This is a genomic window from Natronincola ferrireducens (assembly GCF_900100845.1).
Lineage (GTDB): Bacteria > Bacillota > Clostridia > Peptostreptococcales > Natronincolaceae > Natronincola_B > Natronincola_B ferrireducens.
This window is the reverse complement of the sequence record NZ_FNFP01000003.1, coordinates 151,213-167,078: the sequence shown is the minus strand read 5'-3', so window position 1 is coordinate 167,078 and position 15,866 is coordinate 151,213. Positions and strand designations below refer to the sequence as shown.

Below are 15,866 nucleotides of genomic sequence, written 5' to 3'. Positions count from 1 at the left end.
AGAAAGGGGGATTTATTTTTACTTAAGCACAGATTGTTTTACACTACCGTTAACCCCAACTTTATAAACACATCATATTGCTTGAAAATATTGGTTTTATTTAGTATAAAGCACTATAAAATAACAATCCTTTTTTGGGAGGCCTGCCCTCCAGTTCCTTCTGGTTCCTTCACTACAGATCTTTTCCTTTAAGACAAATACCCTGTAGGTGATTTATTAAAAGCTTATACTCTGGTTTTGGAGACATTTCTACTTTTGAACCATAGTAAGTAGCCTGATAATCTCTATTTAGCCCCTCCAACAGTTGGGATAAATGATAGCTTTGCCCCTTATGACTAAAGTTTTTTTCTTTTTCAGGTATATGTGCTATTATTTTTTTTACATATTCTTGAGAGGTTTCTGATTTCATCTTTTGGAGACCCTTCTTTTTCCCCCATTTTAATACTTGATGATAATTCCAATAGATAATATGGTGGTAATAACAAGAAAAACTCATGCACCATTTCAATTTTAAGTGTTGTAAATAGGTTTTCAAAGTCCTTTTAAGTTTTATCCACCAGGGTTCTTTGCTAATGATTATATCCTTTGGTTTTATACTCTTTGGGAGTTTCCTGTTTATGTTTAATTTTGTAAAAAACCACATGGCAATTACAATTGATAAAATTGCGCCTATCCCTATAATCCATATGTAAGGTATGGAAATAAGGGAATCTTCCACAGGATCAGATGGCATCGCTATTGGTTCAAGGGGCATCTGGGGTGTTGCTTCCATTTGGGGATCAGGTAATAGACTAAATAACCAACCTAAAAATCTACCGATTTTAAGAGCTATCCACTTTAAACCTTCCAAAACACCCATCCCAAAGGTAGATAGTGTCCTATTTATTGATGGTAGTAGTAAAGTCAATGAAAGAAGTGGTATAGAAATTAATAGAAGACTTACCACTCCTGCAAACCACCCTGATTGTCCAACTTTTATTATTTGGGTTTTTTGATTACCTTCAACATCTTCGTGATTCTGCAATGTTAATACCATTCCCATTAAACTACCGATGATTGCTAATGTAAAAAAAAGATGAAATATATTGTTGCTCCACTTATTTGTAGTAAATATCAGTGCAAAAATAATATAATAAATAACACTTCCTTCAAAACGACGTAATATTTCTAGACGTGTAGGTAGTCGATAGACCAATCTAGTACTTCTAATAAAAATAAAGCTAACCCCTATACTTACCACAAGTCCAAATATCCAAAATCCTTCCGGAACTACACTTTTCCAGTTCTGTATCATTATCAATCCTACGACCAAAACATTTCCTAAAAATAAAAGTATGTGATTGCTTCTCTTTGCTAACAAAACGTTTAAAGTATATCCCATTATTCCGGCTATTACAAACCATGTTGCATTAAAAAAAGCCGGCTCATTCCACTCAATACTAGTAAACATAACAATTGTATAATAGATCCATATGACTTCACTAAACATCATGATAAAGGATTTATATAATTCTTTTACCTTATGCATAATTAGACTCCTTTCCAGATGAATCCAAGGATGAAAGAAATGTATCTATTGGTTTTACTATGGGGGCTAATTTTTTAGTGTATTCTGTTTCATGATTATAATAGAAACGTACCTCTGAAAGCTTATGTTTATGTTGTTGATATCTACTATAATGATCTTCAGTAACATGATGACAAAAAATATATAAAGGAATACACATCCGCCCCTTATGGAGAAGTTCATCTAATGGTTTCATTTTTTTAACTCCTACCCTTTGGGTAATTTGAGCTAGTTGATCTAAGAATAGAGCTAAATCTATACTGGGTGGAATGCTGGACATTTTTTCCCCCCTATAGTTGAGACCATTGCTGGTAAAACCAATTGAAATTCCTTGTTCCTTATACTTCACAGCCACAGAGGCAATAATCGAAAGAAATCTTTCAAAGGCTTCCCTTTTCTTAGATACATATGCTCTTTGCTCAATTGGATCTTCATATGCTTTTTCATCAATCCCAAAGCCTTCAACATCGATATAAATAATCAGTTGTTCTATAACGATGGGCTGATATATATTCACCTGTAGTTTTCCAGTTCTTGAGGTGGCCCTCCAATTAAATCTTCTTAGCTCATCTCCTGCTTGGTATTCCCTGATTCCATTAACTAAAAGAGGATCTTCTATAAATCCACCTTGCTTCCCTTTTACACCCCACTGCATTGAAGAACGATAACTAGGTACCCATACGGATAATAATTTGGGATATACATATAACTTTTTATCTAAGTTATGTAGTTCTTCTATCTCACCAAAACGAAATCCATCTCCTGAGCGGAGTATAACTTGTCCAATATCGTAAACCCCTCTACGAAGAGCTTTACCCTTTAATGTCCATTTAACTTTTTGAAACCAAAGTAACCATAAAAAACGAATAGTATATGACTCCTCGTCATCATGGCCTAAACAAATCCCTTCATTTTTTAAAAAACTCCATTCAATCCATATTAATGGCAGCCATTTATCATTATAAAGGGACCCATCTATTACAAATTCCTCATCAGTAAATACTCTTGATTTTGACAGCTGTAAAGTTGGCTTCATACCCATCAGCGACCTATTTTTCCATGCTGTGATAATAATAAATAAAAGCCCTAAAAATATGCTTACAACAGCTAATGGTAGGAATCTATACCATATAGCTATTAATAAAAATCCCACCAACACCCAAATGCCATGGCGTTCAAACAATATGCTAGTTTCTAAAGATTGTGGTTTTTCTTCGTCGTCTTCATAATTATTTTTTAGTGATAGTTCTTCTTTGCTCATAGACAAACTACCTTTTCACGGGGTACATCAGTTTTTTTCAGAATCTCCTCTAGAATATCTTCTGATTCAATATTATTCATATGTGCTTCTGTTTTTAGAATTAACCGATGATTCCACACAGGTTTAACCATTTCTTTTACATCATCTGGAATGACATAATCCCGATTATTTAATAGTGCCCATGCTTTAATAACTTTATAGAGGGCTTTACTTGCTCTAGGGCTTACTCCAATGGAAATAAGAGGATGGATCCGGGTTTCATTGGCTAACACTGTGATATATTCTAGGATAGAAGAATGGATATTAACATCCTTACATTGTTTTTGCAGTTGTTGAATTTTCTCAGGGTTAAACTTGCTATTTATATCTTCGTAGGGAATTTCATCCCCCACCCGTTCCAGTATTTGAGTTTCTTCTTCCTGAGTTGGATATCCTAACTTCAATTTCATCAAAAATCTGTCCAACTGAGCTTCAGGAAGTGAGAAAGTACCTTCCATTTCTATAGGATTTTGTGTAGCTAATACAATAAAGGGACTAGATAGCATATGGGTTTTTCCTTCAATAGAAACTTGTCTTTCCTCCATACATTCTAATAAACTTGATTGAGTACGGGGTAATGTTCGGTTGATTTCATCAACTAATAATATATTTGTAAAAACCGGCCCTTTTCTTAAATGAAATTCATTGGTTTTAGGGTTAAATATTGAAGCACCTAAAACATCCGAAGGGAGTAAATCTGGTGTACACTGAATTCGTGAAAACAAACAATCCAGTCCTTTGGAAAATGCTTTGACCATTGTGGTTTTCCCTGTTCCTGGAAGATCCTCTAACAAAACATGTCCTTCACTTAGCAAAGCGGCTAATATTAGTTTCAATTCTTTTTTTCTTCCAACTATAACCTTCCCCATTTCCTCCCATAATTCATCTAGTTGGTAACTTAATACATTCTGGTTATTATCATTTCTATTCATTTATCTTCCTCCTATAGTATTGTCATTGGCATTATTCTATCTTATTGTTTATAAATATCTATATAACGACAAAAACTAAATTGTTTTCCTCCCGTAGCTTTAGATACTTTTTTATTATATCACACCCATATATTTCTTTTATATTAACAATTCAAAATCTTTTACTTAGTATTCATAATATGATTTTATTGTAAGACATTAAATAAATGACCTCTTCAGCATGCTTCCTACTGACTTCTATTATTTACCCATAAAAATACTCCTTTATGATTTTGAATTATTTTCTAATTCTCGTCAGAAAGGAGCTTTATTTTTACTTAAGCACAGATTGTTTTACACTACCTTAGAAAAGGGAGAATTGTGTTAATTCTCCCTTTTCTCAAAACCTATGGAGGCTATAAATATGCTCTATTTAAAGATAACGTTTTCAGTAAGTTTTGTATGATTACCACTATCTATTACTGTTCAGACCCACTGGTCAGTAACTCTTCACTTTGAATTGTATGTTTTTTAGTATATCTTAAAACAACAAATGACAATATAGCGGCTAAAATACCTGTTATAGCTAAAAATCCAAAAATCATATTGTATCCTGCGCTTTGATACTTATCCATCCAGTTTCCAAACATCATGGAATATATTGCATCCGGCATATATCCAACTATGGAAACAATACCAATTGCTGTACCAGTCATAGCCTTTGGAATTCCTACTTCTGGAATGATAGAAGAAATAACTCCATATGTCATCATGGCCACCGCCCCAGGAATCAATGTATAAATACTAATCAATGTTGAATTAATGTTTGCTGGTAAAATTAGCACCATCCCAAATAAACCGGCTAAAATAATGAATGCTGTACAAAGCCATTTACTCGTAGATTTGAAGCATTTATCTGCTATTAATCCTCCAACTGGAGCTAATAATAAAAGAAGGTAAGTTCTTACTGCTGAAAGAAATCCAGAGTCAACAACAGAAATTCCATATACTTCCGTTAAATATGGATTAAAATAAGATGTACTCATATAATAGCCGTATCCACAAAACATGATTATAGATATAATCCATACTATTGGAGTTTTTAATAATTTGGTTAAATCACTAACACGAAACTTGGGTTCATTGTCATCGACTGAGCTATTGCAATCTTCTTCTTTTAGTACAATCATTAGTATAGCTGCTACTATAATAGGTACTAATCCACCAAAAATACATGCGCGAAAATATCCTGTTTTCATATCTCCACCCGTCTGATAAACTAATACTGCAAGTACATTTACAACCGCCGCTGCAATTCCATTACAAGCATAATAAAGGCCATATAAGAATCCCTGTTCCTGTTCCGTTCCAATAATTCTTACCGTTTTTAACAATGCAGACCATACAACAAATCCGGTACTAAATGCAAGACCCATCCAAATAAGTATTGATACCGTAAAATTCTCCATACTGAATGCATATAAAAATACCAATGCAGCAGTTCCCAGGCATGAATATACAAGTGCTTTTCTAGGAGAAACCTTATCCGCCAAAATTCCTCCTGGAATATATAAAATCATATTGCCAATTGTATATATAGTCATTAAAAGTCCTGACTGAGTATTGTTAATATTCATAGAGAATATATGTGCATCATAAAAAACATATTTTATATATGGTAAGAAATAAATAGACCCCCCTGCTAAACCAAGTGCTATTATAATCATGTATTTTTTGAATTTTGTATTCATAATGATCTCCTTTCGCACCGCTTATATTTGATTAATTTTTCATTACATTGATTTTCTGCAAAACTTTATCTAACAAAGCATATACTTTATTTACAGATTCTATATCTAGTGTTTCAAATACAGTATGGGCATTTAAAATAGTAGGACCTATTGATATAGCATCCTTCACTGAAGGACAATTTCTCATGATAATGCCACATTCTAGCCCAGCATGGACATTCTCACATTCAGCTTCTTCACCATACAGTTCATCATAGGTATCTAAAAATATCTTTGTAAGCCCCGAATCTTTCTTATACATCCAAGCAGGGTATTCATCCTTTTCCTCTGACTCTCCCCCAAAATACTCAATCAACCTGTCAATCTTTTTTACTTCATCCCTATACCATGATTCATAAGAAGAACGTAAAGAAAGTTCTATTGTAATATGCTTTTCAATTTCTCTAACAATAGCTAAATTTACTGAAGAACATACAAAATCTTCGGTTCTACTATAGACACCATGGGGAAGATTTTCTAAAATGAAAAGTAATCTTTCCTTGAACCCGTCCTCATACACAACACAACTGTACTCCATCTGTTTTATTGATATGGATAGCTTTTTTTCCTCATTACACCATTCATTTTCACAGGTTTTCATAAAATCTGTTATTTGTTTTTCTAATATTTCTACTGAATCCGTATTGACAACTGCAGTTGCCCATTCTGGAATAGCATTAGAGCGGCTGCCTCCTTCAATAGATTTCAGTTCAAAGGAATCTTTAGATAAAGTTCTAAGCAAACGTACCAATATTTTGATTGCATTTTCATGTTTTCTGTTAATCTCTAAACCCGAGTGTCCTCCAATACAACCTGTTACCATTATTGTAACTGTTTTATACTTTGTAGAATTCTTACTCTGCACCGGCAACTTGCAGAGGGAAGAAATACCACCAGCTGATCCTATTGTAAAAACTCCTTCTTTCTCACTATCTAGATTAATCATATATTTACCAGTTACATTTTCTTTCCTAATAGCAAGGGCTCCCCCCATGGTTTCCTCTTCATTTGCAGTAAATATAGCCTCTAAAGCAGGATAGTTTTTTTGGTTGCTTTCTAGAAGGGCCAGCATCAAAGCAACTCCAATCCCATCATCCGCTCCAAGCGTTGTTCCATCGGCACACATTTTCCCATTTTTTATATGAATATTGTATGGTATTTTTTCTAGAGTTTTCTCTGGATTTTCTGATTGCCATACCATATCTGTATGTGCCTGTAAAACAACAACAGGACTATCTATTCTATTTGCTGGTTTTTTTAAGATTACATTATTCTCTTTGTCCCGAATAACTTCAAGCCCCATTCTTTCCCCTTGCTCCACTAAATAATCAGCTATTTTCTTTTCTTCAAAAGACACTCTTGGTATTTTAGATATTTCATTAAAATAATAAAATGCTCTTTCTGCGTCCATATAGCCTCCTATATCTTCCTATTTTTTTATACGGTTCTTTTTACTTTCTGACCAGCAATGTAAAACACAATAGCTACAACGATACAAATAATAGGAACTGGAATGATATTACCAAAATCCACAAACCATCCAAAACCAATAGGTTTTGTAGTCATGGTAAGACCCACAAAAGAAGAAATTATCCATGCTATTATTGCATCCCACTTGATACCGGAATGAACTGTAGACCAATCTTCATCATAGCTCTTTCTGTTACAGATATAAAAATCTGCAATTAAAACACCTGCAATAGGTGTAATGAATACACCCAGTATTGATAAAAAGTTTACAAAATATTTATATACTCCGAATGCTGCAATTGCTGTGCTGATAGCACCTAAAATCAATGTCAACTTCATTCTTGGTATGCTTGAAACGCCGTCTAGAGTGTTCATTAATCCCAACACACTTCCATAGAGATTATTATCATTTGTAGTCCACTGACCAATAACAAGTACAAGTGCACCAAATACTCCAAGTCCTAATGTAAGCACCATAACTTCAACTACATTCCAATTTTTAAATGCATATGTGAAAAAAGCACCACACATCATAACTGGAATATATCCCCAAAAATATCCTAAACTAATACCAATGGCACAATCTTTACGGGTTTTACAAAAGCGGCTAAAATCACCCATCATTGCAATACCGACTGCAAAAGAGCTTATAACTATTGTTATTCCTGAGGAGATACTGATTGGGGAACCGATGGGCCCAGAACTTACTATATCTCCTACAGGAACTATTGCACCGGTTTTTACAACAGCAGTAATACAAAGAATAAATAGTAGCGGTACTCCAACTTCACTTAGTATTTTAATTGCTTTAAACCCAAACACCGCCGTCATAGACATTGCCAAACCCCCAATAATAGTAAAAATGACTGGGGGAATTATACTCCCACTTAATTGTTCCACTACGAATGATATTGTATTTCCAAACAAGTCCGCTTGAAATGCATACCACCCAAAATTACAGATGCAAAATATAATACCTATAATCTTGGCCCCTATAGTTCCAAACGATCTACGGCAATTAAAAGATGTTGGAAGATGTGTGTGAGTACTTACAAAAGCACATATTGTAGCTAGTAAAAAAACAATAAAAGATCCTATAACACTTACAATGCACATATCTTTAAAAGATAAGCCATTTGCCAACACACCACCTACTGCAAGACCACTTAAGCCAAAGCCTTCTCCTAGCCAAACCATACCTTGCTCAATCCATGTTTTCCTAGCATGTTCTGGAACTGGTGTTTTTTCGTAATCATTATATTTTTCTTCTAATGATCCCTTCTCTTTTAAAGTTTTTTCCATGCTTTTGCCCCCCTGCTAGTCTTCTAAGAAGACGCAATCATGATCAAACCCAAAAAATCTTGGATTTAAAATTTCTAGAGCTTTTTCAGTTTTCCATAAATCATGGCAGTGGAATCCTAGTACACAAAGTTCCATTCCTTCTTTACAATTTGGATTTGTAATCGGTGTTCCAGTAACACGATCTACTACACAGATCAAATCTGGACAAGTTAAACGCAACTCATCATCCACCCACATCATCATGTTTTCATTCTTATACCAAACCCTTGCATTTTGGTTTTCATTTTCTTTTATTCCTTCTAAATATATATTACCAAATGTAAAACCATCTTTATTTTCCCAATTAGTTTCTGCCGTAGCACGTCCTGTAAATAATAATTTACCATTTGCAGCTTCTAAAATTGCATCAATTGGATTTTTTCCCGCCTCTTCTGCCTGCCTTCTTGCCTGTCCTACTTTCTGTGCATATGAAAGGGCTCCTGGAATAACTGATTTTTTTAGATTTTTCCCTTGAATTGGATGATCCGTCATACCTACTGCTCCTTTTGTTGCAACTGCCATAAACCTTGCAAGCGCCTCCGCTCTTGAATCATCTTTTACAGTCGGAATAATTGCTACATCTCCATAGATTGTTCCAATTGCCAACGGAGTAATAGGTTGTCCAGTCACATAATAAGTTGAGAACTGAAGTTCTGGAACAGCTCTTCCCGCAGCATCTGCATCTACGATATATTTACCAGTCTTTGCAGCAATTGCCATAACCTCTCCTGTATTTCCTGCACCATATTCAATTGATACAACTCCATGGAAATTAGTTTCCATGTATTTCTCTAATGCTTCTAAAGACAATGCAATATCTGTTCCATCAAAAATCTCTTCCTCTACTTCTTCTTCTTCTGGTACCATGCATCCACAATAATATGGGTTTGCATAGTATAATTCATCTTCAATTTCATCAAAATCAAGCATTTTAAACTCTTTACCAGCATTCCATGCCCTTTCAACAGCCGATAACCCTTCTGCCAGCGAACCACCCCCGCCAGTTCCTAAGATTGCGCATCCCATCATAATGTCTTTTAATTCTTGCAAATCAAGTTTTCTCATGCTTATCTCCCCTTCGCAGCTAATTTATATATTTTTATTATATATATATTTTTATTATAAACCGATGCCCATATCAATTCATTGTAGGTTTACACAATAAAAAAATTTTTATATTGTATAATTCTACAATGACATCTCTTTACATTGTTAGTTTATTACCTTATAATAAATATATATTTGCTTGAAATTTACACCTTGAAAGGAGTTAGCATGAATATTACGGTAAAAGATATCTTGCAACTTGATGTTTTAAAAAATGCAAAGCTAGTAGCTGGGGAGAAAGGACTCAATAGAGAAATTTTACGAGTTAATTTTACAGATTGTCCTCTAGATCCGTACGACCCTGGGTACACCTTAGTTTCAAAAGGAGACTTATATATACATAGTTTTTATACAGCCCAAAATAATGAAGACCTTGTTTTTGACATAATTCAATTTTATATACAAACAGAAAGCTCCTGCTGTATTGGTTTAAAATCATATGTTAATGAAATTCCAGAAAAAGTGCTACACTTAGCAAATAAAAATAACTATCCTATTATTATGATTGATGCTGATGTGCCATATGGGCAACTTATCAAAGATATTTCTGAACTAATTCTAACAGAGCAGTTGGATGCAAACTCTGAAAATAAGATAAACCAGCTTTTGTATGACAAATTAAATAATGAAGAACGTAATAATATCATCCAATACCTAGCTCCAGATTTGCCCTTAAAATATCTATGTATTTATATTTCATATCCGGAGCTTTCGTCTTTACGTTTTAAGTTTTTGAAAAATGATTTATCTTCACAATTTAAGTTGCATTTTCTTAGATATCATAAAGGGGGATTTTTAATTCTTAATCTCATTACACATTTAGATTTTCCCCGTACAATAAATTCTCTAACCCACCTTTTATCCTACTATGGAAAAACATTTTATATTGGTGTTAGCAATAAATGTGAAGAATCCAGTGATTTCGTTCGTAGCTTAAACGAAGCTTATTCCGCCCATAAAATTGCTCAATTAACAGAAAATAGGGTAACCTATTATAATGATTTATCAATATATAGTCTGCTACTTCCTTTACGCAATCATGAAATTTTAAATGAATTTTGCAAAAAAATACTTGGACCTCTGAAGGAATACGAAAGTAGATATTCCACGAATCTCCTAGAAACTATTCGAATTTATTTGGAAAATAACGGAGATTACAAAAAAACAGCGTATTTTCTCGACACCCATGAAAATACGATACGTTTTCGAATTGGAAAAGCCAAGAGTATCCTTGGATTGGAAGATAATCCTTATGCCTTTATAGAATATGTTTCTATTGCATTAAAGGCACAACGATTATTATAATATCAAAACTATTTATCATGTAGTTTTATTTTAATTTTTAATCAATAGAAAATCCCCAGGAGAACTCTCTCCGGGGATTTTCTTACACTTGAGGACAATGTATACTAGGTACTATATTAATATTTATATTGGTAAGGGCCAAACTAACTTTAAATTCATCACCATACCTATTGTGGATAGGTTATAGTTAATTAGACAGTAAAATTAAGTAGATATACTAGTGGAATTGAATGTATCAAAATAATAATATTTTTACTACCCTTACATCTAAAAAATTTTTTAAAATTATTACCTTGAATTGTGCAATTCTAAAATATGGAATATTCCAAAATTCAAGTTATTTTATATATATATTGTAAAGCACCTGTGCTGTTTCTGCTCTTGTGGCAGTCTTTCTAGGCATGAGCTTATTGCCATTTCCCTGAACAACACCTGTCTTAACAAAAAACCTCATCACATCTGTTGCATAACTAGAAATTTCACCTATATCATTGAATTCTTCAAAAGGTTTGCCTGCATTGCTCATGGTAGGAAGTTCTCCCAACTTATTCAACACATGATAGAGGATTACAAGCATATCTTGACGTGTTATTGGAGTTTCAGGTGAATAAAGGTTATTACCGACACCTGATACAAGTCCAAGTCTTTTAGCGGTTCCAAGATATTTAGTATAATACTTATTACCTGCATCAGAAAAATTGTCAGTGATATGAGAGTCAAGTTCTATGCCATAGGAATTCATTGCCATGATCAGAAAATCAGCACGGGTTATATTGTTTCCTGGAGCAAATCTTCCAGCTGCTACTCCACTTATAACACCTCTTGCATGAAGGTTGTCAATAGCGTTTATGGCCCAGGAGTGTTGATTATTAACATCATAAAAGTAGCTAGATTGATTTGTGCCAATTATTAGCTCACTACTTTCATTGTGAAGTCTGTCAAGGGCAGTAACAGCATAAACTACTTTATCAAGGTTATAGCTTTCCTTGTCGATAAATTCTTGAGCATCCTTATCGGTTTTCCTTACAGTTCCTATAAGCTGCATGGCACTTCTATTAGAATTAATATCTATACTGCTACCCTTATTAATTCGGTATATTGCATAATAAGCTGTATTTCTATCCTTATCAACCCAAGACAGCTTAGTCTGATTAGAAAGAGCCTCTATTTTCCCCTGAACAGGAGTACTAGGAGACTTCCCTCCCTTCCAATCCATAACGGGAACTAGAGCTTTTGTTGCCCACAGATCTTCCCTCATAACATTTACAACCTGCTGTTTATTAGAATCAGTGAGATTTCCAAACCTAAACATAATACTCCCCATAATTTCTGGTTTCACAACATTAAATTTGTGCTGTCGAACAAATTCTTCCACTGCATTTTCCTTTAGGAAATATTGGTCAGAATCACTATTCACCTTATACAGAGCCTGACCTATATACAGGTGTACGTTCTTGTCTCTTGTAATTTCTGACCACCAGCTGACAGCTTCACCGTAGGGAACATGAGGATTAGCAAACGTAAAATAAACCTGAGGAGCAATATAGTCTATAATCTCCTCTTCTACCCATTTCTTTGTATCAGCAAAACTTTTATCATAGTTGGGTATTCCAGCATTAGTATTTGAGCCACTAGGATGTCCATCCTTTTTATTTCCCCAGACAGCAGTTGGACTTATACCAAATTTCACCCAGGGCTTTGTTGATCTTATTTTGTTAGAAAGCTCTTTAACAAGTAAATAGGTATTGTTTCTTCTCCAATCTCCTTTATTAGAAATTTTATGTGGATTATATTGCATAAAAGTATCTTGATCTTCTAATTCTCCTTCGCGACTTTCGTAGTAAAAGTAATCATCAAAATGTATTCCATCTATATCGTAGTTATTTACTACCTCCATTACCCTTTTTATTACCCATTCTCTCGCTTCAGGAATGCCAGGATCTACAACAAACCTGGACATGGCAGTCCTTATCCATTCAGGATGCTCCTTATAAACACTTTTGCTTACATTAAGGGATTGTATTGTAGAATTATTGGTATTCATGGATATCCTGTAGGGATTAAACCACGCATGAAGTTCAAGGTTCCGTTTATGAGCTTCTTCTATGGCAAATGCTAATGGGTCAAAACCTGGATCTTTGCCAAAGGTTCCTGTAAGATAGCGGGACCAAGGTACAATATTAGATCTATAAAGAGCATCCCCCTCGGGACTCACCTGAAAAAAAACAACATTCATATTCATCTCAACTGATTTATCTAAAATTGCAATAAGCTCATCCTTAGTTCTTCGTATTCGTTCTTTATCATTTTCTATATTTCTAGTATCTATAGATGGCCAGTCTAGATTTATTACGGTTGAAATCCAAGCACCTCTTAGGTGTCTTTTTACTACGGGTGCTTCATTGGGTATAAATTGTTTATATGGATCCCAAGGTTTTGGTGTTGCAAAACTATGAGTGGACAAGGTAGCTACTATTAGTAGCGTCGCAATGCAAAAAACAATGAGTTTATTAAAGTGATTTTTACCTAACATTTTTTTCCCCCTTTAGATACAGGCTTGACCAAGTTGTTCATCTTGAGAAACCCTTCTGTCTACATATTCCTAACAAAGTTTAATCTCTTATTATTTATTTGTTTTGTTAGTGCTTAAGATTAGCCAAATACAATTATATCAAATCTTTATACGGATTTATACATATTATACATTGCCAAATATCTAACATTTTAGCATATACACTAAATATTACATTTTGTTCCAAAAAACCTATTAATAATCTAAATCTAATTCTTTCTATCTTAAATAAATAAAAGATAACAATCCATTAATTATCACCCCCCCTTCAAATAAAAAACTACTATTTGATATATAGAGGACATAAATATATACCGTTTTATCTTATAAATGGATAGATTACACTATGAGTCGCAGGAAAGCACTCCTTTAATTTATATAATCTTCAGAGTTTAAGCAGTTTAAACTCTTATGTATTCATTTGTGATTTTCATATAATCAATGATAGGATGATGGTAACACCTACCATCACAACATTGCTTATACTATGCATCATCATTGGATAAAGCATACTATTAGTTTTCTCGTAACAATCTCCATAAAACAACCCTAGTATAATTGCATACATAATTTGAAATAGATTATATCTGATTTCAAATGGTGTAAATGAAAAATTAACATGTGCTAACCCAAAAATTACTGCACCAATGATATTTGCAATACTTACCTTTCCATTAAAAACTCTATCCTTAATTATAAGTGCCAACATTGTTATTGCAAATCCTCTAAAAATAAGCTCTTCTGATGAACCTGACAATAAAAGCTGGAAACCCATTTGTCCAATGATGTTAACAGCCGTTAAAGGATATGAAAACTGCTGAAATGATTTGGTTAAAATCACTGTTAGAAATGCTCCTGCTGTATATATACTGAAAAAGAGTGAAAATAAAATAACATATTTTTTACCTACCTCTTTATCTCCCCATCCAAACCCATACTCCAGCGATTTAAATTTATTTAGAAAGGTCATAATCATTATAAAGATGAATGCCTGAACAATATGATGCACAGATATCCAAGCATATGCTCCATCAGGGTCAATATATTGATAATCAAAAGTACTAGCAATTATACCGGATAGCTTAGGAACACCTAATAGTAAAACAGTTAAAAATAAAACTCCTATAATACACTTAAACACTTTGATCATAGATACTCCTTATTCAATGTTTTTTTGCTGCTTCAATGGATATTTTATCATGGTAAGATGGATTTTTCTATATTTATCTATAAAAAGATGCTTGATGATTATAAAAAAACTATAATAGGATTGAAATAATAACGGGCACAAGGTTGCCAATTCTAACCTCCTTTGGTCTTTTACTAAAGGGTTAGGAACTATGGAAGTCTTCTGAGGTCTGTATATGTAAAATTCAGCTACAATTCATATTATAATTAAATCACCAAAAGAACTTTATAAAGTCATTATTTAAAAAGGATCTTTACATAAATATATATAAAGTAGTATTTCAGTTACCTAATCGATTCTATTAAACACTTTGTGGCGGTTCGTAGATTATATAGACAAAAATAAAAAAAACATGCTGTGTTTGGCACTACCACCTATGCAGCATGTTTTGCTCTTCACCATTTTTATTCTATTATGATTCAATTGCTTAAATTATTGGTGGAGGCGAGGGGAATCGAACCCCTGTCCGAAGGCCCTTTACCTTCAGCTTCTACGAGCGTAGTTACTGTTTTAAATCTCGTCTCCTCTGTCGTCCAGCAACATACTACAGACTCGACCAGCCCTAATTGTACAACTTAAGGTCAAGGCATCCCTTAAGACGTTCCCCGCTAATATGACGTTTCTATCTAGGCTGCGGGACACCTAGTAGAAACGAGCAGCTATATTAAGCCGCTAAAGCGTAATTATCGTTTGCGTTTATATTTATTGCCCAGTTTTTGACGTGCTACCAAGCAAAACACGGCTCGCTACTAAAGACTCCAAACCCCCGTCGAAACCTGTACGCCCCCATATATTAATATGGTTTATTGCCTTTGTCTATCTCTTAACTCTTTTTGAATTCTTCTATCGGCGTCTTTTTTAGCAATGGTCTGACGTTTGTCGTATTGTGCTTTCCCTCTAGCAACACCTAATTCTATTTTTACTCTTCCATTACTTAAATATGCACTTAGAGGTACTAAAGTTAATCCTTTTTGTTGTATATATCCTATCAATTTCCTTATTTCACTCTTATGAAGTAAAAGCTTTCTTATCCTAAGGGGGTCCACGTTAAAGATGTTTCCCTTTTCATATGGGCTGATATGAACATTATACAGGAAGACTTCACTGTTTTCAACCCTGGCATAACCATCCTTAATATTCATTTTACCTAATCGAATGGATTTTACCTCAGTACCCTTCAGCTCTATTCCTGCTTCATAGGATTCCTCAATAAAATAATCATGCCTTGCTTTTTTATTTGTAGCCAAAACTTTTCGCCCTTCCTTGCCCATTTACCTTCACCTTCTTATAGACTAAAATAAAATACAGCAGTGC

The 15,866-nt window shown here is 33.9% G+C and carries 11 protein-coding genes and 1 other RNA gene; 1 reads left to right on the top strand and 11 read right to left on the bottom strand.

Annotation, left to right across the window (positions count from 1 at the left end):
* Positions 1-172: 172 nt before the first annotated feature.
* The 7 genes from BLS22_RS09085 to BLS22_RS09055 all read right to left on the bottom strand — a co-directional run bounded on the left by BLS22_RS09085 (position 173) and on the right by BLS22_RS09055 (position 9,444).
* Positions 173-1,528: a hypothetical protein gene (locus BLS22_RS09085; RefSeq protein WP_090553428.1), complete on the bottom strand. Its 1,356-nt coding sequence runs from the start codon at positions 1,526-1,528 to the stop codon at positions 173-175.
* Positions 1,521-2,828 (bottom strand): DUF58 domain-containing protein, encoded by a 1,308-nt coding sequence (locus BLS22_RS15685; protein WP_090553427.1) that lies wholly within the window; start codon positions 2,826-2,828, stop codon positions 1,521-1,523. The genes BLS22_RS09085 and BLS22_RS15685 overlap by 8 nt, the downstream gene beginning before the upstream one ends.
* Complete coding sequence (locus BLS22_RS09075) at positions 2,825-3,799, bottom strand: AAA family ATPase (RefSeq protein WP_090553426.1); 975 nt, start codon at positions 3,797-3,799, stop codon at positions 2,825-2,827. The genes BLS22_RS15685 and BLS22_RS09075 overlap by 4 nt, the downstream gene beginning before the upstream one ends.
* Positions 3,800-4,257: 458 nt before the next feature.
* Positions 4,258-5,505 (bottom strand): MFS transporter, encoded by a 1,248-nt coding sequence (locus BLS22_RS09070; protein ID WP_280139571.1) that lies wholly within the window; start codon positions 5,503-5,505, stop codon positions 4,258-4,260.
* A 55-nt stretch (positions 5,506-5,560) separates the two neighbouring features.
* Complete coding sequence (pepD, locus tag BLS22_RS09065; protein WP_090553424.1) at positions 5,561-6,979, bottom strand: beta-Ala-His dipeptidase; 1,419 nt, start codon at positions 6,977-6,979, stop codon at positions 5,561-5,563.
* 26 nt (positions 6,980-7,005) lie between these two features.
* Entirely contained in the window at positions 7,006-8,340 is a 1,335-nt protein-coding gene (locus BLS22_RS09060) for a purine-cytosine permease family protein (protein WP_090553423.1), read from the bottom strand.
* 15 nt (positions 8,341-8,355) lie between these two features.
* A complete protein-coding gene (locus BLS22_RS09055; RefSeq protein WP_090553422.1) occupies positions 8,356-9,444 on the bottom strand; it encodes a DUF917 domain-containing protein in 1,089 nt (362 codons plus the stop codon).
* A 210-nt stretch (positions 9,445-9,654) separates the two neighbouring features.
* Here BLS22_RS09055 and BLS22_RS09050 point away from each other — a divergent pair, with 210 nt between their 5' ends.
* Positions 9,655-10,791: a PucR family transcriptional regulator gene (locus BLS22_RS09050; RefSeq protein WP_090553421.1), complete on the top strand. Its 1,137-nt coding sequence runs from the start codon at positions 9,655-9,657 to the stop codon at positions 10,789-10,791.
* Positions 10,792-11,128: 337 nt separating this feature from the next.
* Here BLS22_RS09050 and BLS22_RS09045 read toward each other — a convergent pair whose 3' ends face one another.
* The 4 genes from BLS22_RS09045 to smpB all read right to left on the bottom strand — a co-directional run bounded on the left by BLS22_RS09045 (position 11,129) and on the right by smpB (position 15,823).
* Positions 11,129-13,324, bottom strand: a complete 2,196-nt coding sequence (locus tag BLS22_RS09045) for a family 10 glycosylhydrolase (RefSeq protein ID WP_090553420.1) — start codon at positions 13,322-13,324, stop codon at positions 11,129-11,131.
* A 469-nt stretch (positions 13,325-13,793) separates the two neighbouring features.
* On the bottom strand, positions 13,794-14,513 hold the full coding sequence (locus tag BLS22_RS09040) for a CPBP family intramembrane glutamic endopeptidase (protein WP_090553419.1): 720 nt from the start codon (positions 14,511-14,513) through the stop codon (positions 13,794-13,796).
* 475 nt (positions 14,514-14,988) lie between these two features.
* Positions 14,989-15,340, bottom strand: a transfer-messenger RNA (tmRNA) gene (gene ssrA, locus BLS22_RS09035).
* Positions 15,341-15,355: 15 nt separating this feature from the next.
* Positions 15,356-15,823, bottom strand: coding sequence for an SsrA-binding protein SmpB (gene smpB, locus BLS22_RS09030; protein WP_090553418.1), 468 nt, complete (start codon positions 15,821-15,823; stop codon positions 15,356-15,358).
* Positions 15,824-15,866 lie beyond the last annotated feature (43 nt).